General features: G+C 70.6%; 24 protein-coding genes and 2 pseudogenes. 11 read left to right on the forward strand and 15 right to left on the reverse strand.

All coding sequences use genetic code 11. The annotated features are described in order from the left end of the window. Window positions 1-10: 10 nt before the first annotated feature. Window positions 11-598: a DUF4232 domain-containing protein gene (locus ACWDA7_RS26910; protein ID WP_450607013.1), complete on the reverse strand. Its 588-nt coding sequence runs from the start codon at window positions 596-598 to the stop codon at window positions 11-13. A 331-nt stretch (window positions 599-929) separates the two neighbouring features. Here ACWDA7_RS26910 and ACWDA7_RS26915 point away from each other — a divergent pair, with 331 nt between their 5' ends. Continuing rightward, the gene (locus ACWDA7_RS26915) at window positions 930-1,835 is read left to right on the forward strand and encodes an SAM-dependent methyltransferase (RefSeq protein WP_450607015.1); all 906 of its coding nucleotides are present in this window, start codon (window positions 930-932) and stop codon (window positions 1,833-1,835) included. On the opposite strand, the gene ACWDA7_RS26920 is transcribed toward ACWDA7_RS26915, so the two are convergent. The 4 genes from ACWDA7_RS26920 to ACWDA7_RS26935 all read right to left on the reverse strand — a co-directional run bounded on the left by ACWDA7_RS26920 (window position 1,832) and on the right by ACWDA7_RS26935 (window position 4,995). Then, a complete protein-coding gene (locus tag ACWDA7_RS26920) occupies window positions 1,832-2,779 on the reverse strand; it encodes a phosphotransferase family protein (protein ID WP_450607017.1) in 948 nt (315 codons plus the stop codon). The genes ACWDA7_RS26915 and ACWDA7_RS26920 overlap by 4 nt on opposite strands. Window positions 2,780-3,077: 298 nt before the next feature. Next, entirely contained in the window at window positions 3,078-3,896 is an 819-nt protein-coding gene (locus tag ACWDA7_RS26925; RefSeq protein ID WP_450607019.1) for a DUF4253 domain-containing protein, read from the reverse strand. A 35-nt stretch (window positions 3,897-3,931) separates the two neighbouring features. Then, window positions 3,932-4,171 (reverse strand): DUF397 domain-containing protein, encoded by a 240-nt coding sequence (locus ACWDA7_RS26930; RefSeq protein WP_450607021.1) that lies wholly within the window; start codon window positions 4,169-4,171, stop codon window positions 3,932-3,934. Then, window positions 4,168-4,995, reverse strand: a complete 828-nt coding sequence (locus ACWDA7_RS26935; RefSeq protein ID WP_450607023.1) for a helix-turn-helix domain-containing protein — start codon at window positions 4,993-4,995, stop codon at window positions 4,168-4,170. The genes ACWDA7_RS26930 and ACWDA7_RS26935 overlap by 4 nt, the downstream gene beginning before the upstream one ends. 113 nt (window positions 4,996-5,108) lie before the next feature. Here ACWDA7_RS26935 and ACWDA7_RS26940 point away from each other — a divergent pair, with 113 nt between their 5' ends. Continuing rightward, window positions 5,109-5,540, forward strand: a complete 432-nt coding sequence (locus ACWDA7_RS26940) for an ATP-binding protein (protein ID WP_450607025.1) — start codon at window positions 5,109-5,111, stop codon at window positions 5,538-5,540. Between the two features lie 223 nt (window positions 5,541-5,763). On the opposite strand, the gene argS is transcribed toward ACWDA7_RS26940, so the two are convergent. After that, window positions 5,764-7,527, reverse strand: a complete 1,764-nt coding sequence (gene argS / locus ACWDA7_RS26945; protein ID WP_450607026.1) for an arginine--tRNA ligase — start codon at window positions 7,525-7,527, stop codon at window positions 5,764-5,766. A 222-nt stretch (window positions 7,528-7,749) separates the two neighbouring features. Here argS and lysS point away from each other — a divergent pair, with 222 nt between their 5' ends. Then, window positions 7,750-9,495, forward strand: a complete 1,746-nt coding sequence (gene lysS / locus ACWDA7_RS26950) for a lysine--tRNA ligase (RefSeq protein WP_450607028.1) — start codon at window positions 7,750-7,752, stop codon at window positions 9,493-9,495. 75 nt (window positions 9,496-9,570) lie between these two features. Here the strand turns inward: lysS and ACWDA7_RS26955 are convergent, their stop codons facing one another. From ACWDA7_RS26955 to ACWDA7_RS26965, 3 genes are all read right to left on the reverse strand, one after another. Continuing rightward, window positions 9,571-10,908 (reverse strand): DUF2637 domain-containing protein, encoded by a 1,338-nt coding sequence (locus tag ACWDA7_RS26955; RefSeq protein ID WP_450607030.1) that lies wholly within the window; start codon window positions 10,906-10,908, stop codon window positions 9,571-9,573. Window positions 10,909-11,077: 169 nt separating this feature from the next. Continuing rightward, window positions 11,078-12,034, reverse strand: a complete 957-nt coding sequence (locus tag ACWDA7_RS26960; protein WP_450607032.1) for a DUF3558 family protein — start codon at window positions 12,032-12,034, stop codon at window positions 11,078-11,080. 109 nt (window positions 12,035-12,143) lie between these two features. Next, window positions 12,144-12,965 (reverse strand): DUF3558 domain-containing protein, encoded by an 822-nt coding sequence (locus ACWDA7_RS26965; RefSeq protein WP_450607034.1) that lies wholly within the window; start codon window positions 12,963-12,965, stop codon window positions 12,144-12,146. A gap of 193 nt (window positions 12,966-13,158) precedes the next feature. Here ACWDA7_RS26965 and ACWDA7_RS26970 point away from each other — a divergent pair, with 193 nt between their 5' ends. Continuing rightward, window positions 13,159-14,352 (forward strand): RtcB family protein, encoded by a 1,194-nt coding sequence (locus ACWDA7_RS26970; protein WP_450607036.1) that lies wholly within the window; start codon window positions 13,159-13,161, stop codon window positions 14,350-14,352. An 85-nt stretch (window positions 14,353-14,437) separates the two neighbouring features. Here ACWDA7_RS26970 and ACWDA7_RS26975 read toward each other — a convergent pair whose 3' ends face one another. The 3 genes and pseudogenes from ACWDA7_RS26975 to ACWDA7_RS26985 form a co-directional block, all read right to left on the reverse strand. Continuing rightward, window positions 14,438-14,605 (reverse strand): hypothetical protein, encoded by a 168-nt coding sequence (locus ACWDA7_RS26975; RefSeq protein WP_359405345.1) that lies wholly within the window; start codon window positions 14,603-14,605, stop codon window positions 14,438-14,440. Beyond that, a complete protein-coding gene (locus ACWDA7_RS26980; protein ID WP_360990215.1) occupies window positions 14,605-15,381 on the reverse strand; it encodes an SDR family NAD(P)-dependent oxidoreductase in 777 nt (258 codons plus the stop codon). The genes ACWDA7_RS26975 and ACWDA7_RS26980 overlap by 1 nt, the downstream gene beginning before the upstream one ends. A gap of 145 nt (window positions 15,382-15,526) precedes the next feature. Further along, a pseudogene (locus tag ACWDA7_RS26985) lies at window positions 15,527-15,842 on the reverse strand (YnfA family protein). A gap of 131 nt (window positions 15,843-15,973) precedes the next feature. On the opposite strand from ACWDA7_RS26985, the gene ACWDA7_RS26990 reads away from it, so the two are divergent. Continuing rightward, window positions 15,974-16,435: a hypothetical protein gene (locus ACWDA7_RS26990; protein WP_450607038.1), complete on the forward strand. Its 462-nt coding sequence runs from the start codon at window positions 15,974-15,976 to the stop codon at window positions 16,433-16,435. A gap of 4 nt (window positions 16,436-16,439) precedes the next feature. Here the strand turns inward: ACWDA7_RS26990 and ACWDA7_RS26995 are convergent, their stop codons facing one another. Continuing rightward, window positions 16,440-16,850, reverse strand: coding sequence for a winged helix-turn-helix transcriptional regulator (locus ACWDA7_RS26995; protein WP_450607040.1), 411 nt, complete (start codon window positions 16,848-16,850; stop codon window positions 16,440-16,442). Between the two features lie 136 nt (window positions 16,851-16,986). On the opposite strand from ACWDA7_RS26995, the gene ACWDA7_RS27000 reads away from it, so the two are divergent. Then, window positions 16,987-17,877, forward strand: coding sequence for an NADP-dependent oxidoreductase (locus ACWDA7_RS27000; protein ID WP_450607042.1), 891 nt, complete (start codon window positions 16,987-16,989; stop codon window positions 17,875-17,877). Between the two features lie 66 nt (window positions 17,878-17,943). Here ACWDA7_RS27000 and ACWDA7_RS27005 read toward each other — a convergent pair whose 3' ends face one another. Continuing rightward, window positions 17,944-18,750, reverse strand: a complete 807-nt coding sequence (locus tag ACWDA7_RS27005; RefSeq protein ID WP_450607044.1) for a DUF6597 domain-containing transcriptional factor — start codon at window positions 18,748-18,750, stop codon at window positions 17,944-17,946. Window positions 18,751-18,870: 120 nt separating this feature from the next. On the opposite strand from ACWDA7_RS27005, the gene ACWDA7_RS27010 reads away from it, so the two are divergent. From ACWDA7_RS27010 to ACWDA7_RS27030, 5 genes are all read left to right on the forward strand, one after another. Then, on the forward strand, window positions 18,871-19,995 hold the full coding sequence (locus ACWDA7_RS27010; RefSeq protein ID WP_450607046.1) for an LLM class flavin-dependent oxidoreductase: 1,125 nt from the start codon (window positions 18,871-18,873) through the stop codon (window positions 19,993-19,995). Then, window positions 19,992-20,723 carry an FMN reductase gene (locus tag ACWDA7_RS27015; RefSeq protein WP_450607048.1) on the forward strand — a complete coding sequence of 244 codons (732 nt, stop codon included), beginning with the start codon at window positions 19,992-19,994 and terminating at the stop codon, window positions 20,721-20,723. Before ACWDA7_RS27010 ends, ACWDA7_RS27015 begins: the two co-directional genes overlap by 4 nt. A gap of 572 nt (window positions 20,724-21,295) precedes the next feature. Then, window positions 21,296-22,006 carry a response regulator transcription factor gene (locus ACWDA7_RS27020; protein ID WP_450607050.1) on the forward strand — a complete coding sequence of 237 codons (711 nt, stop codon included), beginning with the start codon at window positions 21,296-21,298 and terminating at the stop codon, window positions 22,004-22,006. A 47-nt stretch (window positions 22,007-22,053) separates the two neighbouring features. After that, window positions 22,054-23,571: a HAMP domain-containing sensor histidine kinase gene (locus tag ACWDA7_RS27025; RefSeq protein WP_450607054.1), complete on the forward strand. Its 1,518-nt coding sequence runs from the start codon at window positions 22,054-22,056 to the stop codon at window positions 23,569-23,571. After that, window positions 23,568-24,269: a GNAT family N-acetyltransferase gene (locus tag ACWDA7_RS27030; protein ID WP_450607052.1), complete on the forward strand. Its 702-nt coding sequence runs from the start codon at window positions 23,568-23,570 to the stop codon at window positions 24,267-24,269. The genes ACWDA7_RS27025 and ACWDA7_RS27030 overlap by 4 nt, the downstream gene beginning before the upstream one ends. A gap of 2 nt (window positions 24,270-24,271) precedes the next feature. Here the strand turns inward: ACWDA7_RS27030 and ACWDA7_RS27035 are convergent. Next, window positions 24,272-25,274: pseudogene (locus ACWDA7_RS27035) on the reverse strand (amino acid transporter); the annotation flags it as partial.

The following is a 25,274-nucleotide window of genomic DNA, read 5'->3' on the forward strand; positions in this document are numbered from 1 at the left end:
CGCCCGCCGGTCAGTACGTCAGGGCCGCCTCCCGGTTCGAGAGCCAGTACGTGACCGTCACCTTGTCGTCGACGTGCACGCCCTCGCCCGGGAGCGCCGGGTGGGCGGTGTGGCCGTCGGGAAGGGCGACCGTGAGGGTCTTCACCGTGCGGCCGTGTCCGCCGGTGCCGTCCGCGGCCGACAGGAGCACGCCCGCGTAGGCCGATGCGCCGGGAGAGAGCGTGACGGCGGAGCGCGGTCGCGTCTCCCGTGCGGGCGGCGCCGAGGAGTCCGCTCCGCCGAAGCGGGCCTTCGGGTAGCCGGTCAGCGTGCAGTTCGTGGCGCCCGTGTGGGTGACCGTCAGAAGCAGATGGTCCGTGGGGCGGGAGACCGGGGCCGCCGTCGTCCTGGTGTGGCCGCCCGAGCAGGGGGCCGCCGTGCCGGGGCCCCCGGCGCCGCGGACCGGGCCGTCGGAGAGGGTCGACTCCGAGGACGGTCCCTCGTCCCGTACGCCCTCCCCGTTCTGGCAGGCCGTGAGTCCCAGGGCGGCGAACACGGCCGTGGCGGCGAGCAGACGAGTTCGGGAGGCACGGGCGGTACCGGTGGTGCGAGCAGACATGGGTCGGCCCTTCGACGTCAGGAACTGGGGGGTGGCGCGGCCGCTCGACCGGTCACCGGGAGCGGAAGCCTCGCTACCGGACAGCTTGACCGCTGCGGGAGCCCGGCCGCCACATCCGCCGCGGTTTTCGGGACGCCCGGATCACGATGTGCGCCCTGACGAGGGGAAACGCCGTCCGCCGGGAAACCGGGACGGGACGCGGGAGGCGTCCCGAGCCTCCGTCCCCGGTGGTCCGGGCACTTCCAACTCGCCACAGGAGTTAGGTTGTTGACCACACCTTTGGTTGCCCCTTCAATGACCGAGTCCTACGCCGACCACCAGGGAGACGTCCATGCCCGGCGATGCCCTCAGCCGTGACCCGGCCGAGCTGCGTAAGCGGATCGACACCACCAAGGCCCACCCGGCACGCGTCTACGACGTCTTCCTCGGGGGCAAGGACAACTACCCGGTGGACCGCGCGGCGGCCGCCGCCGCACTCGCCGCCAACCCGCGCGGCTACCTCGACGTCCGGCACAACCGTGACTTCCTGCGCCGCGCGGTGACCCGGCTCGCCGAGCAGGACGGCGTCCGGCAGTTCCTCGACATCGGCACCGGCCTGCCGACCGCGCAGAACGTCCACCAGATCGCCCAGCGGATCACCCCCGACTCCCGGGTCGTCTACGTGGACAACGACCCGGTCGTCCTCGCGCACGCCCGCGCCCTGCTCACCAGCGGGCCCGAGGGCCGTACGGACTACATCGACGCCGACCTCGCCGCACCCGCCGAGATCCTCGAACAGGCCGCGAAGACCCTGGACTTCGACCAGCCCGTCGCGCTGGTGCTGGTGGCGGTCCTGCACTTCGTCGAGGACGAGCAGGCCTACCCGATCGTGCGCGAACTGGTGGAGGCGCTGCCCTCCGGCAGCCGGCTCGTGCTCAGCCACCTCACCGAGGACCTCAACCCGGAGAACATCCGCGCGGTCCAGCGCACCTACACCGAGCGCGGCTTCACCTTCGTCCTGCGCTCCAAGGACGAGGTCGAGCGGTTCTTCACCGAGACCCCCGGCGTCACCCTGGACGAGCCGGGCGTCGTCCCGGTCCATCACTGGCACCAGGACGGCGCGGCGCCCCTGCCCGAGCATGTCGACCCGGCCCAGCTCGCCACCCTCGACGACATCGAGAAGGTCCGCTACCGCGACATCAGCGACGTCACCGACGCGGACATCAACGTGTACGCGGCCACCGCCCGGAAGGCCTAGCCGGGCCGGGCCCCGCTCACCCCTCCGTGCCGAACCACCTCTCGGCGAGCGCGTCCAGGTGTGGTTCGGCCGGAGACGGAAGCTCGTGCAGGTACAGCGGCATGTCGCTGTACACGTGCAGCAGCGTGTACGCGAGCAGCTGCCGGGGGTCGTACGGGGTACGGGGCGCGTCCGTAGGCCGCGTAGAAACGGCGGAACTGGCGCGGGTCGGCACGGGTGACGAACAGGCCCACGCTCGCGAAGTCGTAGGCCGGATCACCGATCATCGCCGGCTCGAAGTCGAACAGCTCGGTCAGCCTGCGGCCGTCGCGCATGTCGATGGTCAGGTGCTCGCGCATGAACTCGGTGTGCAGCAGCGCGAGTCCGGTGGTGGCGGGCAGCGGGACGGAGTCCAGGAACTCGGGGATCCGGTCGAGCCAGGGCTCGGTCACCCCGTTGGCCCGGTGGTGCTCGAGCGTCCCGGCGCGCCGGCGACGCAGGAACGAGGCCCAGTCCGTCGGTCCCACGACATCCGTCAGCGGCTTGAAGTCCATCGCGTGCAGCGAGGCCAGCGTCCGGGCCGACTCCGACACGATCCGGTCCTGCTCCACCGCCGTGAGCCTCGGCCAGGCCTCGGCGACACTCAGCCCGGGCAGCCGGGACATCAGCACGAACCGCCAGCCGTTGCCGTACTCGTCGGTTGCGTGCAACCGGGGTGTGGGAAGCGACAGTTGCCCCCAGAGGTGGGACAGTACCCGTGCCTCTCGGATGGCTTTCGTCGTCTCGAAGCGCGGATACAGCTTCAGGACCAGGTCGCCCCCGACCGCGTACACGGGCAGGGAACCTTCGTCGAAGCGCCGCACCGGCAGTCCGGCGAGCCCCAGTCGGTCGAGCAGGTCCAGGGCGGCCCGGCGCAGCACCGCCTCGTCCGAGAGCATCGCGTCCAACTCGTCGATCGTGTCCACGCCCGGCAGCATGGGCCGCAGGCTAGGGCCCAGTGACGGTCGTCCGCAGGGCGGAACAGGGTTGTTGTGTGAGGCAGTTGTGTCCCGGAAGTGCCTGAAAGAGCTGTTTTCGAGCGGTGTACCCAAGGGGCCCCGGGCCGCGCGGGCGGACTGACGGCTTCCGGGGGTCCTTCGACGTCGAGGGGATCGCCGCGACGCACCGCGGCCGCCGGGACGCCGTGCTCGACGGCCTCCCGGCAGGCCTGACCGGAACGCTTCGTCGCCTACAGCCCGGAGGGGGTGCGGCGGGGCAGGCGGCTCAGTCCCACCAGAAGGACCAGATCCGCCGGCCTACGATCTCGTGCGCTGCGTATTCCTGGAGCGTCTCGTGATGTCCCTGGGCGATGTTGTCCGGGCAGAAGGCGAAGTGCTCGGCGGCCACCGCCTCGGCTTCGGCCTGCGTGGTCGGCGGAGCGGCGACGGACAGGACGAGCTGGTCGAAGGTGAGCGCGACGACCCGTATGCCGAAGCGGTCCTCCCAGGAGCGGAGCACGGAACAGATGCGAGCCGTGTCGTTCTCGTGGTTCAGGGGCCCGCTCCAGCCGATCGCCGCGGGTATGTCGGCCGAGCGACGGGCCGGAACCAGGGCGAGGCGCGCCTCCTTGAACCAGGAACCCTCGTCCAGAAGGGAGTCCGCGACCTCCGCCGCGCGTGCGTCGGGGTCGGCCTCCAGCCGGGGCGCGGCGGCGAGACCGGGCCACTCCGGGCCGAAGGGGGCGAGCATCTCGTCGAATTCGCCGTCGGTGTCGTCGTCGCCCCAGAAGTCGGCCAGCACCTCCTCGGCGTCATGATCCCCGGGGTACGACATCTCGCCCGGCATCAACTCCCATTCCTCGGGACCGCCCTGGGTGCCGCCGACGTCGACGAGCACCGGGAGGAGCCCCGCCCGCGCCCCGGGTGAGCCCAGCCGGGCCCAGTTGCCGGAGGACGCGGTGCGTCCGGCATGCCACAGCAGCGGCTCGTGCCACGGACCCTCGTCCGTGGCGTTGATCAGTCTCCCGGGCGGGAGTTCAAGCCCGAGCGCGCGCCCGCTCGGATCGGCCGCCAGTTGGGGCAGCGGATTGGGAAGTGTCGCCATGCCAGTGACTGTAGGGCCAGCCTCTGACAACGCCCCTAGCGGGCCGCGTAGTCGGTGAACGCTGCCCAGGCCTCAGGGGAGACGGTGAAGATGGGCCCGGCGGGGTTCTTGGAGTCGCGGATGTGAACGGTGTGCGGGCAGGCGGCGACTTCTACGCACTGGCCGCTTTCGCTGCCGCTGTAGCTGGACTTCTGCCAGGTGTAGGCGACTTCAAGGCATTCGCCGCCTTCGCTGCCGCTGTAGGTGGACTTGAACCACTGAAGCGTGGTGCTCATTGCTCTCCTAGCAGTCGGTCCAGCAGGCGCTTCGACTCCTGGGGGGTGAGGGCCTGTGCTCGCAGCATCGCATACTTGCGCGCCAGGATGGACACCTCGCCCGGGTCTGAGACCCACTGGCTGCCGCGCTGCCCCTCGATGTAGGCCAGGTGCTGGTGGTCGGGGGTTTCCAGGAGAACGAAGGGGCCGTCGAGCCCCGCATGCGATGGACTGACCAGTGGCAGGAACTGCATGGACAGGCCGGGAAGTTCAGCGTATTCACGCAGGTGTCGAAGTTGCTCGCGGTGCACCTCTGGGCCACCGATCGCCAGGCGCAACACCGGTTCCCAGACGACGAAGCTCACCGTCGGCGGAACCTTGCGATGTAGTACGTCCCGGCGGCCCACGCGGGCTGAGGTCCTGGTCACGATCTCATCCTCGTCATACGCAGGGACACGTTCGCGCAGAACTGCACGTGCGTACGCCTCGGTCTGCAGAAGTCCGGGCAGGGCCTGGTTGGCGTACAGGGAGAGAGTGATGGCCTCCCGCTCGTGTTCTACGTACAGCTCGGCCCACATCGGAAACTGGTCGATCTCCGGCAGGTTCTCCACACCGACCGATAACAGCCCTTTCGTCCCCAGGAGTTCATCCAGCAACGCCGCCAGGTCCGGCTTCAGCGGACGCCTCCCCTGTTCGATCGAGGCGATCGTCTCCTCGTCGAGCATCAGCCGTTCCCCGAGGGCCCGTTGCGTCAGGCCCGCCGCACGGCGTGCGGTGCCCAGCTGGACCCCCAGCATCTTCATGGCCGAGAGGTTCTTCTTCCGTGGAAGCTTCCTGGAGTTCATGCTGGACCAACTCCCCACGCCCGCCCGTACGCGACCCCGAACGAACCCGTACAAAAAATCTGTACGGGCTCACTCAGTGATCCACGGTAGTCACTCTCCGCGACACTCGTCCTGTGAACGAGACGATCCAACTCCCGCCCCTGCGCGAGAGGTTCTTCCGGCGCGAACGCCGAGCCGTCCCCGCCGCCCGGCGGTTCGCCCAGGAGACGCTGGCGGGCTGGGGCCTCGCCGAAGCGGGGCGCAGCGAGGACGTGCTGCTGTGCGTGAGCGAGCTGGCGACCAACGCGCTGCTGCACGGGGTGCCGCCCGGCCGCCACTTCCGCCTCTTCCTGCGGTACGACGGTGCCTTGCTGCGGGTGGAGGTGCACGACAGGGGGGGTGGCGTCCCGCACCTCGTCGACAAGGCCGACGACGGTGACGAGGGCGGGCGCGGGCTGCTGCTGGTCTCCGCGCTCGCCGACAAGTGGGGTGTCGGCGAGCGGGAGCTCGGCAAGGTGGTGTGGTGCGAGTTCGCTTCCGCACCACCTGGGGACCTCACCAGGTGAGGGCGTCGGTCGCGCTGGACTGCCAGTAGGTCGCGGTCAGCTTGCTGTCGTGGCACACGCCTTTGGCGGGCAGCTTCACGGTGGCCGTGGGGCCCGCGTCGCTGCGCGGGTGCGCCCCTGGAAGATGACGGTCAGTTGGTGGCCCGTGGTTCCGTTCTCTCCGCTGCCGTCGGCGGCGGAGAGACGCACGCCCGCGTAGCCGGACCCGCGTCACGCAACGGGATCAGAGCCGCTCGGGCGTCCTGATGCCCAGCAGCGTCATGCCCGCGTGCAGGGTGCGGGCCGTGACGTCGCACAGGAAGAGTCGGTTCTCCACCTGCTCCGGCGTCTCGGCCTTCAGGACCGGGCACTTGTCGTAGAAGGACGTGTACAGCGACGCCAACTGGTACAGGTACGCGGTCATCTTGTGTGGGGCGTACTCCCGCGCGGCCTCGGCCACGTTCTCCGCGAACTGGTCGGCGTGCAGGCCCAGGGCGCGCTCGGCCTCGGTCAGTTCGAGCTCGGGGTGCGCGGCCGGGCGTACCTCGCCGGCCTTCCGCAGGATCGACTGGATACGGGCGTAGGCGTATTGGAGGTAGACGGACGTGTCGCCGTTCAGCGACACCATCTGGTCGAGGTCGAACTTGTAGTCACGGCTCGCCGACGTCGACAGGTCCGCGTACTTCACCGCGCCGATACCCACCTGGGCCCCGCGCTCGGCGATCTCCTCCTCGGACAGGTCCTGTGCCTTCTCCCGAACGACCGCGGAGGCGCGGTCGATCGCCTCGTCCAGCAGGTCGACCAGGCGGACCGTCTCGCCCTCGCGGGTCTTGAACGGCTTGCCGTCCTTACCGAGGACCGTGCCGAAGGCGAGCTGGTACGCCTTCACGTCGTCGCTCAGCCAGCCGGCCCGCCGTGCGGTCTCGAAGACCATCTTGAAGTGCAGCGACTGACGGGCGTCCACGACGTAGATGATCGAGTTCGCCTTCAGGTTGAAGACACGGTCGCGGATCGCGGACAGGTCCGTGGCCGCGTAGCCGTAGCCGCCGTCCGACTTCTGGACGATGAGCGGGACCGGATTGCCGTCAGGGCCCTTGACGTCGTCGAAGAAGACGCACAGCGCACCCTCGGAGCGGACCGCGACACCGGAGTCCTCCAGGAGGCGGCACGTCTCCGCGAGCATGTCGTTGTAGCCCGACTCGCCGACGATGTCGGGGTCCCGGATCTCCATGTCCAGCTTCTCGAAGACCGAGAAGAAGTAGATCTTCGACTCGTCGACGAACTTCTGCCACATGGCGACGGTGTGCGGGTCCCCGGCCTGGAGGTCGACCACCCGGCGGCGGGCACGCGTCTTGAACTCCTCGTCGGAGTCGAAGAGCCTGCGGGCCGCCTTGTAGAGCCGGTCGAGGTTCGACATCGCCTCTTCGCCGGTGACCTCGGCGGCCCTGTGGTCCAGCTCGTGCGGGTGCTCGTCCAGGTACTGGATGAGCATGCCGAACTGGGTGCCCCAGTCGCCGATGTGATGGCGGCGGATCACCGTCTCACCGGTGAACTCCAGGAGCTTGAGCACGGAGTCGCCGATCACCGCCGAGCGCAGATGGCCGACGTGCATCTCCTTGGCCACGTTCGGCTGGGCGTAGTCGATGACCGTGGTGCCCGGGTTCTCCGCGTACGGCACGCCGAGGCGGCCCTCGGTGTCGGCGGCGCGGGCGGCGAGGTTCTCGGTGATCGCCTTGTCGGTGACCGTGATGTTGAGGAAGCCGGGGCCGGAGACCTCGACGTCCTTGATCACGTCACCGGTGACGACCTTGTCCACGACCTGGGTCGCCAGCTCGCGCGGGTTCGCCTTCGCCTTCTTCGCGAGCGCCAGGATCCCGTTGGCCTGGAAGTCCGCCCGGTCGCTTCGTCGCAGCAGCGGGTCCGCGTCGGCGGCCTCAGGCAGGGTGGCCGAGAGGGCGTTCGCGAGGCGCTGGTGGACGGAAGCGGTGAGGGACGTGACCGAGGCCATGGATGTGGGTGCCGTTCTCCTCGTGCGAATAGTTCAGACGCAGCCAGTATCCCATGCGGGGTAAAGCGATTTTTCCGTTCGCCGACTGAACTGCGACCCGCGTCCCCTCGTCCCTGAGGGTGCGGCACGGGCGTGAAAAGGCGTTTTCGCGGATGTGGCTCTGCCTGGGACAATGGAGAGGTCAGCCGTCTGACCGTGCCGGCTGCTTCGAGAAAGAAGGACGTGCCGATCGTGGCTCAGAGCACCGAGACCACCGACTGGGTCTCCCGTTTCGCGGATGAGGTCATCGAGGAGTCGGAGCGTCGGGCCCCGGGCAAACCGGTCGTCGTCGCGTCCGGGCTGTCGCCTTCGGGCCCCATCCACCTGGGGAATCTCCGGGAGGTCATGACGCCGCACCTCGTCGCCGACGAGATCCGGCGGCGCGGGTACACGGTGCGCCACGTGCTGTCCTGGGACGACTACGACCGGTACCGGAAGGTCCCGTTCGGCGTACCGGGCGTGGACGACTCCTGGGCCGAGCACATCGGCAAGCCGCTGACCTCCGTGCCGGCCCCGAAGGGCTCCGCTCACCCGAACTGGGCCGAGCACTTCAAGGCCACGATGGTCGAGTCGCTGGCCGAGCTGGGCGTCGAGTACGACGGGATCAGCCAGACGGAGCAGTACACCTCGGGCACCTACCGCGAGCAGGTCCTGTTCGCGATGAAGCACCGCGCGGAGATCGACGCGGTCCTCGCCCAGTACCGGACCAAGCCGAAGGCCGCCGCGAAGAAGCAGCAGCAGAAGCCCGTCGACGAGGCCGAGCTGGAGGCCGAGGAGGGCTCCGGCGCCGCCGCCGAGGACGACGGCAGCTCCGGCTCCGCCGGGTACTTCCCGTACAAGCCCTACTGCGGCCGGTGCGGCAAGGACTTCACCACCGTGACGGCGTACGACGACGACACCACCGAGTTGACGTACACCTGCTCGGCCTGTGGGTTCGCCGAGACGGTGCGGCTGAGCGAGTTCAACCGCGGCAAGCTGGTCTGGAAGGTCGACTGGCCGATGCGGTGGGCCTACGAGGGCGTCGTCTTCGAGCCCTCCGGTGTCGACCACTCCTCCCCGGGCTCCAGCTTCCAGGTCGGCGGGCAGATCGTCGGGATCTTCGGCGGCAAGCAGCCCATCGGTCCCATGTACGCCTTCGTGGGCATCAGCGGCATGGCCAAGATGTCCAGCAGCAAGGGCGGGGTCCCCACCCCGGCCGACGCGTTGCAGATCATGGAACCGCAGCTGCTGCGCTGGCTCTACGCCCGTCGCAGGCCCAACCAGTCCTTCAAGATCGCCTTCGACCAGGAGATCCAGCGGCTCTACGACGAGTGGGACAAGCTGGCCGGCAAGGTCGCCGACGACTCGGCGCTGCCAGGCGACGTCGCCGGGTACACGCGGGCGACCGGCACGGCCGCAGGCCCGCTGCCCGCCACCCAGCGCCCGCTGCCCTACCGCACGCTGGCGTCCGTCGCCGACATCACCGCCGGCCACCAGGACCAGGCACTGCGCATCCTGTCCGACCTCGACCCGGCCAACCCGCTGACCTCGCTCGACGTGGTCCGGCCGCGGTACGACAAGGCCGAGGCCTGGATCAACACGCAGGTGCCCGAGGACCAGCGCACCATCGTCCGCGGCGAGCCGGACACCGACCTGCTGAAGTCCCTCGACGAGCAGGCGCAGCAGTCGCTGCGGCTGCTGCTCGACGGTCTGGAGGAGCACTGGTCGCTGGACGGGCTCACCCACCTCGTCTACGGCGTGCCCAAGGTGCAGGCCGGGTTCTCGCCCGACGCCACCCCCAAGGAGCTGCCGCCGGAGATCAAGACCGCCCAGCGGTCGTTCTTCGCGCTCCTGTACCACCTGCTCGTCGGCCGTGACACCGGCCCGCGGCTGCCCACCCTGCTGCTCGCGGTGGGGCAGGACCGGGTGCGCACGCTGCTCGGCGCGTAGTACCAGGTACGCGGAGGGGCGCCCGGTGAACACCGGGCGCCCCTCCGCGTCTTCACGCTGTGCGATGCCGCCGGGTCAGGCGATGTGGTCCTCCTCCAGCTCCGCGGTGAAGCGGTTGGAGAAGCGGTTCACCATGCGCTTGGCGGCGGCGTCGGTGAGGGAGATGCCGTACGTGGCCTCGACGCTGTCACCGAACTCGCGCGGTGTGGGCAGACTGCCGTTGATGGACTGACGGAAGACCGAGTAGTAGTCCTCCTCGTCGGGTTCCGTGCCGCCCCCCTCGCCGAGCTGGCGGGTGCGGTTCGGGCCCGCCGGGATCGGGAAGCTGCCCGTCTCCTCACCGGAGGATTCCTCGGGCTGCTCCGGGTTCGGGGCCTGGTACGGCTCCGGGGCCGGGCCCTGGTACTGCTGCGCGTTCTGGGCCTGGTACTGCTCCGACTGCTGGTTCTCGTACCACTGCCACTGGTCTTCCTCAGGACCGTAGGAAGGCTCCGGCTCGTACGTCGGGTCGTAGGTGCCCTGGTACTGGATCTCCTGCTGGGCGTTGAACCACGGGCTCTGGTCGCCCTCCGGTGCGGAACCCGGCTGCCCGGGGGCCGCGTCGGCCTCGAGCTGGGGGCGCTGCCCGGCGGGAGGCGCCGCCTTCTGCGGGACGGAAGCCGCCGCGGCGGCGCCGGTGCCCCCGGCCGCTTCCAGCTGCGGCGCCGGAGGTATCAGGGCCGGTTCTATGCCGGCCGCGGCCAGGCCGGCCGGGGCGGTGTCCACCAGGGGGACGCCGTACTTCGCCAGCCTCAGGGGCATCAGCGACTCCACCGGGGCCTTGCGGCGCCAGGCGCGGCCGAAACGGGAACGCAGGCGGGCCTGATAGACGAGACGTTCCTGCTCAAGCTTGATGACCTGGTCGTAGGAGCGCAGCTCCCACAGCTTCATGCGGCGCCAGAGCAGGAAGGTGGGTATGGGGGAGAGCAGCCAGCGGGTCATGCGGACGCCCTCCATGTGCTTGTCCGCAGTGATGTCTGCGATCCGGCCGATGGCGTGGCGGGCCGCCTCCACGGCGACCACGAACAGCACCGGGATGACCGCGTGCATGCCCACGCCCAGCGGGTCCGGCCAGGCCGCCGCGCCGTTGAACGCGATCGTCGCCGCCGTCAGCAGCCACGCCGTCTGGCGCAGGAGGGGGAAGGGTATGCGGATCCAGGTCAGCAGCAGATCCAGCGCCAGCAGGACGCAGATACCCGCGTCGATGCCGATCGGGAACACATAACTGAAGTCGCCGAACCCCTTCTTGATGGCCAGCGCGCGGACGGCCGCGTACGAACCCGCGAAGCCGATCCCGGCGATGATGACGGCACCGGAGACGACCACGCTGACGAGAATCCGGTGTGTCCGTGTCAGCTGCAGTGGCGCGGCCACCTGTACTCCCCTCCCATAGCGTGTGGTTGCGCGCAACAGGGTGGCACACGTGCGGGGCCGACGGGTGACCGGAGTGGGACGAGCCCGGTCCGCGCGGGACCGGGCTCCGGCAACTGTCCTGGTGGCGCCAAGGATTCAGCGGCAGACGAGTTCGTACTTAACGATCCGGTCAGCCCTTCGTGGCGGCCGAAGCCGACGGGGAGGCGCTCTTGGACGCACCCGGCGACGCCGGCTTCGACGGCGAGGCGTTCTTGGACGCTCCCTGCGACGGGGAGATGTCCGCCTTGCCGCCGTCCTTGTTCGCCGCCGTCACCGCGGCCACGGCCTCCTTGGCCGCGCTCTCGGCCGCCTTCGCCAGGTCGTCGGCGTCCGGCGTCTTGTCGCCCGCCAGGCCCGCTCCGTTGTAGTCGAGGGTGACGACGACGTTCTCCACGCGCGCCACGACCGTCTGCTGCTTGAAGGATCCTTCCTTCTTCTTCAGGTCGTAGCGCACCGCGGTGGTCTCGTCGCCCACCCCGGCGACCGGCTGCGCCTTGGTGTTCTTCGCGCCCTCGACGGACTGGGCGTCGTGCACCTGCTTGGTGAAGTAGTCCTTGGCGAGCTTGTCGCCCTCGCCGCGCGTGGCGTTCGACTCGAAGCGCAGCAGGGAGACGTTGAGCCAGCGGAACTGGGAGCCCTTGACGCCGTTGTTCTCCAGGCTGCTCCAGGAGCAGCTGGAACGCGACGCCGAGTCGTCCGTCGTGCCCTTCTTGCCGGACTTGGCCCCCTTGGGTACCAAGTCGCCCAGGGTCTTCTGGGACAGGACGCCGCAGGGCTCGGGCAGCGTAGAGTACGCGGCCGGCTGGACGGCGTTCGCCGAGGCGCTCTGCGAGGGCCGCGCGCTCGAGGTCTGCTGCTGCTTGGCGTCGCCGCCGGAGGCGGAACCGGAGTCCGAGGAGGAGCAGCCGGCGGCGACGAGCACCGCCGGAACGGCGGCCGCGCAGACGAGGAGTCGGCGAAGGCGGGGGCCCCGGCGGTTCGGCCGGCCCTTGCCCTGATCGTGCTGATCTCTCCCCCACTGCCCAAACGGCGTGGGAGGTGCCCCCTTGTCTCGCTGTGCAGGTCGGTGCATGGTTCCTTCACTCATGACGCTCGTGGATCGTGCGGTCGGATCGGGTCCGAGGGGCCACGGTACGCGGTGGGAACGCATGCGGTGCGAGGTTCGGCATCCTTCACGGGGCCGGCCCGGGGGCTCGTCAGCCGAGCGAACCGGCCAGCTGCTGAGCCAGTTTCCTGGCCTTGTCCTGCATGTCCTTGCTGTCCGGGGCCTGTGTGGTGGTGGCCGGCTGCTCGTCGTACTCGATGGTCACAATCACGTTGGACGTGCGGAACACCACAGTCACGGTGCGCTGCTCGGCGGTGCTCAGCTGGTCGTCGAGGAACGCCTCGTCGCCGAGGCCGTCGAGCGTGCGCGGCTCCAGGCCGGTCGGGGTATCGGTGGCGGACGGGCTCGCGGAGTCCGAGGCGGAGTCCGAGCCGGAAGCCGACGCGGAGGGCGAGGGGGGCGCGCTCGCCGTCGTGGTGCCACTGGCCGAGGAGGACGCGCCGGTCGCGGAAGCGGAAGGCGGCTCGGGAAGGTTCGCGGCCTTCTCCTTGGTGGCGTACACCTCTTGGGCCCGGCTGTCGTCGGAGACCGTGTTGTCGTACGACACCACGCGCTCGAGGTCGACGAACAGGTGGTCCGTGGCGCCGGGCGACTCGGCCTTCCAGCGGCAGCCGGAGCGCCGGTCGTTGTTGTACGTGGCCGCGGCCTCGCCCGCGTAGGCCCTGTCGCGCTGCTCCTGGTCCGCTATCTGCTTGATGCCGGGCAGCAGCGAGTCGAGGGTGTCGTGGCTCACCGCGCCGCAGGCGTCGGAGAGCGTGCGGTACTTGCCGGGCTGGGCGGCCGGAGCGCTCGTGGTGGCGCTGCCGGCCTTGGAGTCCTCCGCCGAGCCGCCGCTGCCGGAACTGCCGGTGCAGGCGGCCAGCAGAGCCGCGAGGAGTACGACGGCGCCCGGTACGTACGCCTTCCGCTGCACGGTGAGGCTCCTCTCGACGGTTCCACGGGGCCTGTGTCCGCTGGTTATTCGGTTGCCGCGTGAGGCTGGCCCCTGGAGACAATGTCTATCGCACGCACGGCCGTGGACGCCGGTCCGTTGTCCCTTACGTCGACCTTGACGCCGGTTTTGCGATTAACGACTTGTGGCACGTTTCCGGGGGAATGAGGAAGAAATGTCGTACATAGAAGTGCCGGGGGCCCAGGTCCCGATCCGGCTGTGGACGGACCCCGCGACGGTCGAGGGGGCCGCGATGCAGCAGCTGCAGAACGTGGCGACGCTGCCGTGGATCAAGGGCCTCGCGGTCATGCCGGACGTCCATTACGGCAAGGGCGCGACGGTCGGCTCGGTCATCGCCATGCGGGACGCGGTGTGTCCGGCGGCGGTGGGCGTGGACATCGGCTGTGGGATGTCGGCGGTGAAGACATCCCTGACGGCGAACGACCTTCCGGGCGACCTGTCGCGGCTGCGCTCGAAGATCGAGCAGGCGATCCCGGTCGGCCGGGGGATGCACGACGAGCCCGTCGACCCCGGGCGGTTCCACGGTATGACCACCTCCGGGTGGGACGACTTCTGGGGCCGGTTCGGCGGGGTCGCCGAGGCGGTGAAGTTCCGCGAGGAGCGCGCCACCAAGCAGATGGGCACGCTCGGTTCGGGCAACCACTTCGTCGAGGTGTGCACGGACACGACCGGTGCCGTGTGGCTGATGCTCCACTCCGGTTCCCGCAACATCGGCAAGGAACTGGCCGAGCACCACATCGGCGTGGCCCAGAAGCTCCCGCACAACCAGGACCTCGTCGACCGCGACCTCGCCGTCTTTGTGGCGGACACCCCGCAGATGGCGGCGTACCGCAACGACCTGTACTGGGCGCAGGAGTACGCGAAGTACAACCGCTCGCTGATGATGGCGCTCCTGAAGGACGTGGTCCGCAAGGAGTTCAAGAAGGCGAAGCCGACCTTCGAGCAGGAGATCTCCTGCCACCACAACTACGTGGCGGAGGAGCGGTACGAGGGCATGGACCTGCTCGTGACCCGCAAGGGCGCGATCCGGGCGGGCTCCGGTGACTTCGGGATCATCCCGGGGTCGATGGGCACGGGCTCCTACATCGTGAAGGGCCTCGGCAACGAGAAGTCGTTCAACTCGGCGTCGCACGGCGCGGGTCGGAGCATGAGCCGCAACGCGGCCAAGCGCCGCTTCACGGCGCAGGACCTGGAGGAGCAGACGCGGGGCGTGGAGTGCCGTAAGGATTCCGGAGTCGTGGACGAGATCCCCGGCGCCTACAAGCCCATCGAGCAGGTCATCGAGCAGCAGAGCGACCTGGTGCAGGTCGTGGCGAAGCTGAAGCAGGTCGTCTGCGTGAAGGGCTGACGCGGCGAGGTGCTGGCGCACGGGGCCCCCGGCAGATGCCGGGGGCCTTGCTCGCGCCGGCCCCCGCGGCCGTCCGCCCGTTGATTCACTTCGCGTGCCTCACCGCGTAGATCATCACGAACGCCACGATGTGGATGCCGAAGAGGAAGTACGCGAGGTAGTACCAGACAAAGCGCTGGCGTTTCTTCTCCAGGGACAGGCGCTCCTCATCCCCGGTGCCCGCGGGTTCGTCGGCCGGCGCCGGTTCGGGCATCACAGCTCCCGGTGGACCTTGGTGTTCGACGCCTGGGCACGCGGACGGACCACCAGGAGGTCTACGTTGACGTGGCTGGGGCGGGTGACCGCCCAGGTGATCGTGTCGGCCACGTCGTCGGCGGTGAGCGGCTCGGCGACGCCCTGGTACACCTTCGCCGCCTTCTCCGTGTCGCCGCCGAAGCGGGTCAGCGCGAACTCCTCCGTCCGCACCATGCCGGGCGCGACCTCGATCACCCGGACCGGGGTGCCCACGATCTCCAGCCGGAGGGTCTCGGCGAGGACGTGCTCGGCGTGCTTGGCGGCGACATAACCGGCGCCGCCCTCGTACGTGCCGTGGCCGGCGGTGGAGGACAGGACCACCACCGTGCCGTCGCCGCTCGCCGTCAGCGCGGGGAGCAGGGCCTGGGTGACGTTCAGGGTGCCGAGCACGTTCGTCTCGTACATCCGGCGCCAGTCCTCGGGGTCGCCGGTGGCGACCGGGTCGGCGCCGAGCGCGCCGCCCGCGTTGTTCACCAGGACGCCGATCGTCCTGAAGGCCGTCGCGAACTCGTCGACCGCCGCACGGTCCGTGACGTCCAGCGCGTACGCCGTCGCCGAGTGGCCGGCCGCGGTGAGCTCCTCCGCGAGCGCCTCGATGCGGTCCTTGCGCCGGGCGGTGACGACGACGCGGTAGCCCGCCTCGGCGAGCTGCCGGGCCGTCGCGGCCCCGATGCCGCTGCTCGCCCCGGTGATGACGGCGATGCGGGAGGCGGCGGCAGGTGCGGCGGCGGTCATGGGGCGACTCCTCGGGCTGCGGGCTCGGTCCGGCGGTCGCGCGTACGGTCGTACGGGCCACCTCCGCCCAGGATAGGTGGCGGGGCCAGGCGGCCGACGGGAGTGCCCGTGCCTGAGTGGTGTCCGGCCGGCTGCCGCACGGAGGTCAGTGGTCTCGCGGCGCCCACATGATCACTGCCATCCCGGCGAGGCAGATCAGCGCGCCGGTCACATCCCAGCGGTCCGGCCGGTAGCCGTCCGCGACCATGCCCCAGGCCAGGGAGCCGGCCACGAAGATGCCGCCGTACGCGGCGAGGATGCGGCCGAAGTGGGCGTCCGGCTGGAAGGTGGCGACGAAGCCGTAGACACCGAGGGCCCATGACGCCCGCGCCGATCCACACCCAGCCGCGATGTTCGCGCACGCCCTGCCACACGAGCCAGGCGCCGCCGATCTGAGGATGAGCATGCCGCCACCCTCGCACGAGGCGCCCGGCACCCGGATCGAGGTCCCGCCTCGTCCGGCCGCGCGCGGGTCACCTGCCCGGCGGCGCCTGCCGTGCCGCACAAGTGGGATACATGCGGTGATGTCTGGGTCGATGCGGAGGAACCGACGATGAGGAAGTGGATGTCCGGCGCGCTGGGCGCGGCCGTGGTGGTGGGTGCGGCCGTTCCCGCCGCGGCCGTGGGTGCCGAGGCCGGCCTCACCTATCACGGGTATGTAGACATGGGCCTCGGCGAGGTCAATGTGCGCCTGACCCCGACGAACCGCGGGGCCTCCAGCATCGAGGACGCCACCGTGCGGCTCCACTGGTCCAAGCCGCTGACGGACCAGCAGCAGCTGGCCGAGGGCTGTGCCCGGTACGACGCGAGCACGGTGCTGTGCCGCACGGGGGCGATCGCCGCGAACGGCGAGGGCAAGGAGATCCATCTGCGGTTGCGCCTCGCGGACACGACGACCGACGAGGTGCGGCTGGACATCGACTCCGTGTGGTGTGGCGGCGCGGTGGACCGCGACCCGAGCAGCGGCCGCCAGCAGGTTGTGGCGCTGGGCACGGGGGACCGGTACGCCTTCTGAGCGGTCAGGAGCCCGCCCGGCTCCCCTCGTCGTACAGCTCCCGCGCCTCGTGGACCTCCTCGATATGGGCCTCCGCCCAGCCCTTCACGGCGGACAGCAGGTCGCTGAGGCTGCGGCCGAGCGGGGTGAGTTCGTAGTCCACGCGCACCGGCACGGACGGGGTGACGGTCCGGCTCACGATGCCGTCGCGCTCCAGTGAACGCAGCGTCTGCGTCAGCATCTTGGGGCTCACCCCCGCGATCTTGCGGCCCAGGTCGCTGTAGCGCATCGAACCGGCGGACAGCGCGCTGACGACCAGGCCGACCCACTTGTCGCTGATGCTGCCGAGGAGCTGGTGCGTCGGGCAGCTCTTGATGAACGCGTCGTACTCGATCCGCGCCTGCTCGCGCCGCTGCCCCGCGGTCATGGTGGCCATGCGTGCACCTCCCGGTGAGGTACGCACCTTCAGGTGCCTACTTTCTTTCAGATAGTAGCTGTTCCTAGGGTTGTGACAGCAGCGTAGATACCGGAACTTTCTGCGCATATCCCCTACGTAATCCTGGAGAATAGTCATGCGTGCTGCTGTGGTGACGACGTTCGGCGGGCCCGAGGCCGTGGAGATCGTGGAGGTGGAGACGCCGGAGCCGACCGCGCGTCAGGTGCGGATCAAGGTCGCGGCGGCCGCGCTGAACCCGGTGGACGCCGGGGTGCGCGAGGGGGCCTTCGGCGCTGCCGACGGGCGGATCGGCCTCGGCTGGGATGTCGCCGGGACCGTCGACGCGACGGGCGAGGGCACGGCCTGGAACGTCGGTGACGAGGTGGTGGCCCTTCAGTACGGGATGGTGAAGCCGCTGGGCACGCACGCGGACTACGTCGTCGTGGACGCGGACGCGGTGGCGAAGGCCCCGGCGACGGTGGACTCCGTCCTCGCCGCGACGCTGCCGCTGAACGCGCTGACCGCCGCTCAGGCGCTGGACCTGCTGGACCTGGGCCCGGGACGGTCGCTGCTGGTGACCGGTGCGGCGGGCGCGGTCGGCGGGTACGCCGTCCAGCTCGCAGTCCGCCGGGGGATCGAGGTGACCGCGCTCGCCCGTGAGAGCGACGAGCGGTTCGTGCGGTCGCTGGGGGCGGGACGGCTGGTGACCGGGGGTGCCGACGCGGGGAGCTTCGACGCGGTGCTGGACGCGGCGGTTCTCGGGGAGACGGCGCTGGAGTGGGTGCGGGACGGCGGGGCGTACATGGGGGTCATTCCGCATGCTCAGCCGGGTCCCGTGCGAGGCATCGAGACGGCCGCCATCCAGGTGGGCGCCGACGGGGCCCGGCTCGCGGAGCTGGTCGGGCTGGTCGACGAAGGAGCGCTGACGCTGCGGCTGGCCGCGACGTTCTCGCTGGCAGACGCCGCCAAGGCACATGCGTGGCTGGCCGAGGGCGGGGTGCGGGGACGGGTCGTGCTCGTTCCCTAGCGCGGGTGCGGTGCGGCCGGTCGCGCCCGCGCGGCGAAGCCGCTCAGAGATCCGGCACCGCGTCCCTCATGGGGCGCGGTGCTGCACGTATGCCGTCGGCGGCACCCCGACCGTCGCCGTGAAGTCCCTGACCAGATGGGCCTGGTCCGCGTAGCCGAGCTCGGCCGCCAGGCCCGCCCAGTCCACCGCCCGCTCGGTCTCCGCGCGCTCCAGGGCCTCATGGATGCGGTAGCGCAGGACGACCCACTTGGGACCCACGCCCACATAGGCCGCGAACAGGCGCTGCAGGAACCGTACGGACACGCCCTCCGTCCGTGCGAAGTCGGCGACGCGACGGATCGTGCGGTCGGTGCGGATGCGGTCGACGAGGGTCATCGCCAGGTCGGCCTGCGGGTCCGGGTGCGGGCCGAGCCCCAGCAGGAAGGCGTCCAGGGCCGCCACGCGCTCGTGCGCGTCGCCGGGAGTGACGATGCTCACGGGGTCGGCGCCGGGGAGGACGTCGGCCACCGGAACGCGGCGGCCGGTCCAGTCCGCCACGGGACGGCCGGGCGCGAAGGGGCGGAAGCCGCCGGGACGGAACTGGATCCCGCACACCCGGCCCCGGCCCCGGAGCTTCTGCGTGAACAGCTCCAGCCCGATGCCCGCCACCTCGCCCCAGGGGGCCTGGTCGCCGTACTGCTGGAAGACCACGTTCACCGATGGGTGCGGTACGACATGGGACGCGTACGGCTCCGGGAGGTCCCAGTCGATCAGCCAGTAGTGCTCGAGGTACGGGCGCAGGGGTTCGGCCGGTTCGAAGCGCCGGAAGGCCACGCGCGAGAAGAGCTCCGCGGCGTCGACGATGCCTCGTGTGTCACGGCGAGGGGCGGCCATGCCCGGATCCTACGAGCGGGCAGTGACAGCGGGCACGGACAGTGGGCGGAATACGCGGACGGGCCACTTCGTTCTGTGGGTATAGTTGAATCGTAAACAACATGGAGGGTGTGAGCGGGCATGCAGTTCGGGATCTTCAGCGTCGGAGACGTCACCATGGACCCGACGACGGGACGGACGCCGACCGAGCGCGAGCGGATCAAGGCCATGGTCGCCATCGCGCTCAAGGCCGAGGAGGTCGGCCTCGACGTCTTCGCGACGGGTGAGCACCACAACCCGCCCTTCGTACCGTCCTCGCCGACCACGATGCTCGGCTACATAGCGGCCAAGACGGAGAAGCTCGTCCTGTCCACCTCCACCACCCTCATCACCACCAACGACCCGGTGAAGATCGCCGAGGACTTCGCGATGCTCCAGCAGCTCGCGGACGGCCGGGTGGACGTGATGATGGGGCGCGGCAACACCGGCCCGGTCTACCCCTGGTTCGGGCAGGACATCCGCCAGGGCATCAACCTCGCCATCGAGAACTACGCGCTGCTGCACCGGCTGTGGCGCGAGGACGTGGTGGACTGGGAAGGCCGCTTCCGCACCCCGTTGCAGAGCTTCACCTCCACGCCGCGCCCGCTGGACGACGTGCCGCCGTTCGTCTGGCACGGCTCCATCCGCTCGCCGGAGATCGCCGAGCAGGCCGCGTACTACGGTGACGGCTTCTTCCACAACAACATCTTCTGGCCCGCAGACCACACCAAGCGGATGGTCGAGCTGTACCGGGAGCGCTACGCGCACTACGGGCACGGCACGCCCGAGCAGGCGATCGTCGGCCTGGGCGGACAGGTGTTCATGCGGAAGAACTCCCAGGACGCGGTACGCGAGTTCCGGCCGTACTTCGACAACGCGCCGGTGTACGGGCACGGCCCGTCCCTGGAGGACTTCACCGACCAGACCCCGCTGACCGTCGGCTCCCCGCAGCAGGTCATCGAGAAGACGCTGTCCTTCCGCGACTACGCCGGCGACTACCAGCGCCAGCTGTTCCTGATGGACCACGCGGGGCTGCCGCTGAAGACCGTCCTCGAGCAGCTCGACATGCTCGGCGAGGAGGTCGTGCCGGTGCTGCGCAAGGAGTTCGCGAAGGACCGCCCGGCGAACGTGCCGGACGCGCCGACGCACCAGTCGCTGCTCGCCGCCAAGCAGTCCGAGCAGTCGGAGCAGGCCCCGGAAGGGGCTGAGGAGGTGACCGCCGTATGAAACTCGTCGTCGTCTCGGCGGGGCTGAGCGTCCCGTCCTCCACCCGGCTGCTCGCCGACCGGCTGGCCGCCGCCGTGGACCGGCGCACCCCCGCCGACCTCCGGGTCGTCGAACTGCGCGACCTCGCCGTGGAGATCGCGCACAACTTCACCAACGGCTTCCCCGGACACGCGCTCGAGGAGGCGCTCGACGCGGTGACGCAGGCCGACGGGCTGATCGTCGTCACGCCGGTGTTCTCCGCGTCGTACAGCGGCCTGTTCAAGTCGTTCTTCGACGTGCTGGACAAGGACGCCCTGGTGGGCAAGCCGGTCCTGATCGCGGCGACCGGTGGCACCGCCCGGCACTCCCTCGTCCTGGACTACGCCCTGCGCCCGCTCTTCACCTACCTGCGGGCCGTGGTCGCCCCGACCGGGGTCTACGCGGCGTCGGAGGACTGGGGCGCCGAGGGTCTCGCCGAGCGGATCGACCGGGCGGCGCAGGAGCTGGCCGATCTGATGGCCGCGGGGTCCCTTCGGCAGACCGGCACCGGAGCGGAGTGCGCCTGGTCCGTGCCGGAGCCCGCTCATCCGGTGGCCGCTCCCGTCGTGTCCCTGCCCGGGCCGGCCGCGGGCGACCGGGCGAGCGGCACGGACGGGGACCGCGCGTCCGCGGCGGAGGCCGGCGCGACGCACGCGCACGGCTTCCGGGTGATCCCCTTCGAGGAGCAGCTCGCCGCGCTGCGGAAATAGGCGCCGCCTGGTCCCGTACGGGCGCAGCGCCGGGCGGCGGTTCGCGATGACCTGTCTTCGGACATGGGTCGGGGTGGGCCGCCGCCGTCCTGCGTCCGGCCCACCCCTAGCCGCACCGGCCGGTCCCCGACCGGGGGGCTCCGGGCCCGGCCGGGCGGGTCTTCTCACCCGGCACGCCCTGGGATGGCGGGCCGGGCGAACCTCTCGGGCGGCGGGTCCGGCAGCGTGTGCGCGGCGCGGACCCGTTCGCCGTTCCACGGCTTCGGTGTCGTCGTCTTCAGGTGTTAGTCCGTCGTGGCGGCCCGGAGAGACGGCGGGACCGGAGGGCGGTCGGTACCACCCGGCGACGCGCCCCAACTTGTCGGCCGGTGCCTTCGACCGCTCCGTCACAGCCCGCCTGCATGGCTCCGCCCCGGCGCACCCACTCGGAGAACGCGCCGACGTGACGTACCCAACACACTGGCCCGACCAGGTAAGTCACCGCGCGCGCAGCGGTGAGAGGCGGGTAAGAAGCCCGCCCCCCGTCCGCCTCAGCCGGTGGTGCACCACTGTGACCTTGGCAGACTGGTGGGGTGACCCAGACAGTGCTGCTCGCCGAGGACGACCGTGCCATCCGCCATGCCCTGGAACGAGCACTGACGCTGGAGGGTTACCAGGTGACCGCTGTGGCTGACGGGGTCGAGGCCCTCGCACAGGCCCACCGCACCCAGCCCGACGTGCTCGTTCTCGATGTGATGATGCCCGGCATCGACGGCTTGCAGGTGTGCCGAGTGCTGCGCGCCGAGGGCGACCGCACCCCGATCCTGATGCTCACCGCATTGGTGGAGACCGCCAACCGGATCGCCGGCCTGGACGCGGGTGCCGACGACTACGTCGTCAAACCGTTCGACGTCGAGGAGGTCTTCGCCCGGCTGCGTGCCCTGCTGCGGCGCACCAACGGCTCCGCTCCCGACCTGCCGAAGGAGGAGGAGAAGATCCCGACCGGCCAGGTGTCCGTCGCCGGGCTGCGCATGGATGTACAGGCGCGCCGCGCCTGGCGCGGTGAGCGCGAGCTGGAGCTCACGAGGACCGAGTTCGATCTGCTGGAGCTGCTGGCCCGCAACGCGGGCATCGTCCTCGACCACGCCACCATCTACGACCGCATCTGGGGCTACGACTTCGGCCCCGGATCCAAGAACCTCGCCGTCTACGTGGGCTATCTACGACGCAAGCTGGACGAGCCGGGGGCCCCGGCGCTCATCCACACGGTGCGCGGCGTGGGGTATGTGCTGAGGGAGGACTAGTGTCTCCACCAGTGGATTCCGGCGCCGAGGCGGACGCCGGAGTGGGAATGCGGCTGTGGCGGAGGCTGCCGAGAGGGCTGCGCCGTCGGCTGCGGCTGCGGTCCAGGCTGCGGCGGATCTCCTCGCTGCGGACCACCTTCACGGTGTCGTTCGCGGCGGTGGCCGCCGGCGTCACCGTCCTCGTCGGCTTTCTGAGCTACGACGCCGCGGCCCGGCTGGTCCGCGTCGACCAGCAGACCGTCTTCGCCCAGGTCGTCGCCGACCTGCGGGACCAGGTCCGCCAGAAGCAGCTGATGCCGGACGACTTCGCCATCTCCGACAAGGACCACGACACCCCGCGCGACGACATCATCCGGCCCAGCCGCACGGTCGTGCAGGTGCTCGGTCCGGGCGGCGCGGTCGTCGACCACTCCAATCCGGCGCTGCCCGTGGGCGGCGACGACCGCAGGATCGCCGAGAGCAGCACCGCGGCCAGGCTCCTGGAGCACAAGAGCGTCGACGTCGACGGCGATGTCTACCGGGTCGCGACCGTCGCGCTCGGGCACGGTCAGGGCGCCGTGCAGGTCGCCCAGGAGCTCAGCAGCACCGAGGACCTGCTGCGCAGCCTGCAGCAGCGGACGGCCCTGCTGATGGGCGCGGTGGTGATAGCGGCCGGGTTGTTCGGCTGGTGGCTGGCGCGGCGCATCACCGGGCGGCTGGTGCGGCTGGCCGGTGCCGCCGAGGACGTGGCGCGCACCCGGAGGGTCGGTATCCAGGTCCCGGTCACCGGGAACGACGAGGTGGGCCGCCTCGGACGCTCCTTCGATCGCATGCTGGGGCGGCTGGCCCAGTCCGAGGAGGACCAGCGGCGCCTGGTGCAGGACGCGGGCCATGAACTGCGTACGCCGCTGACGTCCCTTCGGACGAACATCTCGCTGCTGCGCCGCATCGACGAACTGCCGCCCGCCGCGCGCGAGGAACTCGTCGCCGACCTCGCCCAGGAGTCCCGTGAACTCACCGACCTGGTCAACGAGCTGGTCGACCTGGCGGCCGGGCAGTCGGACACGGAGCCGTTGCAGCGGGTGAGGCTCGCCGACATCGCCGAGGACGCGGCGACGATCGTGCGCCGCCGCACGGGCCGCGAGATCGCCGTCCGTGTCACCGGTGACACGACGGTCGACGGACGGGTCTCGGCGTTGCAGCGCGCGGTGTCCAACCTGCTGGAGAACGCGGCCAAGTTCGACCGTGACGGAAAGTCGCCGATCGAGATCGTCGTCACCGGTCCCGAGCACCCGTTCCAGCTGGAGGACTCCGACGCACCGCGAACCGGCCTGCCGCTGGGCAGCGTGCGCGTGGAGGTGCTCGACCGCGGACCCGGCGTCGAGGAGAGCGACCTCATGCGCATCTTCGACCGCTTCTACCGTGCCGCCGACGCCAGGAGCCTGCCCGGCTCGGGGCTCGGCCTCTCGATTGTGCAGGACGTGGCCACGTCGCACGGGGGAGCGGCGTTCGCGTACCGGCGTCCGGGCGGAGGGTCGGTCATCGGGTTCACGATCGGCGGTGGCGCGCGAGCGGGGCGCCAATGACAGGGCGGGCGGGGGACGTCGCCACGCACCTCGTGTGGGCCGCGCAGGGCCGGCCCGACCGAGTGCGGCGGCACGGTTCCGCCCTCGCCGTCGCCGCCCCGGGGCTGTCCGGACGGGACCGGATCGCCGTCTCCGGGGAGGCCGACGACGCCGTACGTCTCGTACGCGATCTGCTCGCCGAGCTGGGGCCTGGCTTCCGGCCCTTCGGGGAGGCCGACCTGATCGCCACACTCGCGCGGCGGATCCCCGGGCTCGCATCGACCGAACCCTTCTACTGGATGGAGACCGCGGCCCCGGGTGGCGCGTCCGGCGTCTTTGGAGTGCGGTGGCTGGACGCGGCCGAGGAGCGGATGTCGGAATCCCTCTTCGAGCGCTGGTTCCCCCGGTCCCACGCCCGGCCGGGACGCTCGGGGGTGAGCCGCTGGGCCGGAGTGCACGGCGCGAGCGGGCTGCTCGCCGTCGCCGCCGACGCCTGGTCCGCCGCCGGATGCGGCTTCGTCGCCGGGGTGGTCACCGCCCCCGAGGCCCGGGGGCGCGGCCTCGGCACCGCCGTGTGCCGGTTCGTGGTCGACGCCCTCGTCCGGGAGCACGGCCGCGCGGCCCTCATGGTGGACGCGGGCAACGCGCCCGCCGTCGCCGCCTACGAGCGCGTCGGCATGACGAAGCGGCTGTTCGACGCGGCTGCCGTGGTGGCCTGAACTCAGCCCACGTGCACGCGCGGCCGCCGCTCCCGGTCGTGCTCCGCCTCCCGCAGCACCTCCCGGGTCACGGGTGCCACCTCTCCCTGACCGAAGAGGAAGAAGCGCAGGAAGTTGGCGAACGGGGTCCCCTCGGTCCACTCGAAGTACATGTGCGGGATGCAGCCGGTCATGTCCCGGGCGTGCAGCAGCAGAGCCGCGAGAGCGTTGGGGATGGAGGACGACTCCAGGGTGAGCACGCGGTAGCGGCCATGCATGACCTCGCCGCGGACGTTCAGACCGGCCTCGAACTCCGAGGGGTCGCCGACCGTCACCTCCACGAAGACGAAGTCCTCCTGCGGGGGCAGGTCGTTGTCGTTCCGGATCTGCTCGATCTTGTCGCGGTACTCGGCGACGTCCCGGTTGTTCGGCTCGTTGGCGATGAACCGGATCTTGCGGCTGGCGATGTCCCGGACGAAGCGCTCGGCCAGGGTGTCCAGGGTCACGCTGGTCACCCGCAGTTCGAAGGCGCGGGCGAGGCGGGAGAGCAGCGAGAGCAGGATGATCCCGGCGATGAAACAGGCGCCGATCTTCACACCGTCGGGCCGCTCGATCACGTTGGCGACCGTCGTGTACAGGAACACCGTGGCGATCACCGCGAACACGATGGTCCAGTTGCGCTGTGCGGCCTTGCGGGCGGCGATGGTCACCGCGATCGCCGCGGAGCTGATCAGGACCAGCACACCGGTGGCGTAGGCGCCGCCCTGGGCGTCCACATTGGCGTCGAAGATCCAGGTGACCAGGAAGGCGACCAGCGTGAAGACGAGGACCATGGGCCGCACGGCACGCGCCCAGTGCGGGGCCATGCCGTAGCGGGGCAGGTAGCGGGGCATCAGGTTGAGCAGTCCGGCCATCGCGGAGGCCCCCGCGAACCACAGGATCGCGATGGTGGAGACGTCGTAGACCGTGCCGAAGGCGTTGCCCAGGTATTCGTGCGCCAGGTAGGCCAGCGCGCGGCCGTTGGCC

This window comes from Streptomyces sp. NPDC001156 (assembly GCF_053598275.1).

Excerpts from the sequence above, each read along its gene's own strand:
- argS (WP_450607026.1), bottom strand. The coding sequence starts at position 7,527 with ATGGCCTCGGTCACGTCCCTCACCGCTTCCGTCCACCAGCGCCTCGCG.
- ACWDA7_RS26925 (WP_450607019.1), bottom strand. The coding sequence starts at position 3,896 with ATGGCGACACTTCCCAATCCGCTGCCCCAACTGGCGGCCGATCCGAGC.
- ACWDA7_RS27000 (WP_450607042.1), top strand. The coding sequence starts at position 16,987 with ATGCGTGCTGCTGTGGTGACGACGTTCGGCGGGCCCGAGGCCGTGGAG.
- ACWDA7_RS27025 (WP_450607054.1), top strand. The coding sequence starts at position 22,054 with ATGCGGCTGTGGCGGAGGCTGCCGAGAGGGCTGCGCCGTCGGCTGCGG.
- ACWDA7_RS26930 (WP_450607021.1), bottom strand. The coding sequence starts at position 4,171 with ATGAGCACCACGCTTCAGTGGTTCAAGTCCACCTACAGCGGCAGCGAA.
- ACWDA7_RS26995 (WP_450607040.1), bottom strand. The coding sequence starts at position 16,850 with ATGGCCACCATGACCGCGGGGCAGCGGCGCGAGCAGGCGCGGATCGAG.
- ACWDA7_RS26990 (WP_450607038.1), top strand. The coding sequence starts at position 15,974 with ATGAGGAAGTGGATGTCCGGCGCGCTGGGCGCGGCCGTGGTGGTGGGT.
- ACWDA7_RS27005 (WP_450607044.1), bottom strand. The coding sequence starts at position 18,750 with ATGGCCGCCCCTCGCCGTGACACACGAGGCATCGTCGACGCCGCGGAG.
- ACWDA7_RS26970 (WP_450607036.1), top strand. The coding sequence starts at position 13,159 with ATGTCGTACATAGAAGTGCCGGGGGCCCAGGTCCCGATCCGGCTGTGG.
- ACWDA7_RS26960 (WP_450607032.1), bottom strand. The coding sequence starts at position 12,034 with ATGAGTGAAGGAACCATGCACCGACCTGCACAGCGAGACAAGGGGGCA.
- ACWDA7_RS26975 (WP_359405345.1), bottom strand. The coding sequence starts at position 14,605 with ATGCCCGAACCGGCGCCGGCCGACGAACCCGCGGGCACCGGGGATGAG.
- ACWDA7_RS27010 (WP_450607046.1), top strand. The coding sequence starts at position 18,871 with ATGCAGTTCGGGATCTTCAGCGTCGGAGACGTCACCATGGACCCGACG.
- ACWDA7_RS26915 (WP_450607015.1), top strand. The coding sequence starts at position 930 with ATGCCCGGCGATGCCCTCAGCCGTGACCCGGCCGAGCTGCGTAAGCGG.
- ACWDA7_RS26980 (WP_360990215.1), bottom strand. The coding sequence starts at position 15,381 with ATGACCGCCGCCGCACCTGCCGCCGCCTCCCGCATCGCCGTCATCACC.
- ACWDA7_RS27015 (WP_450607048.1), top strand. The coding sequence starts at position 19,992 with ATGAAACTCGTCGTCGTCTCGGCGGGGCTGAGCGTCCCGTCCTCCACC.
- ACWDA7_RS26910 (WP_450607013.1), bottom strand. The coding sequence starts at position 598 with ATGTCTGCTCGCACCACCGGTACCGCCCGTGCCTCCCGAACTCGTCTG.
- ACWDA7_RS26935 (WP_450607023.1), bottom strand. The coding sequence starts at position 4,995 with ATGAACTCCAGGAAGCTTCCACGGAAGAAGAACCTCTCGGCCATGAAG.
- ACWDA7_RS27030 (WP_450607052.1), top strand. The coding sequence starts at position 23,568 with ATGACAGGGCGGGCGGGGGACGTCGCCACGCACCTCGTGTGGGCCGCG.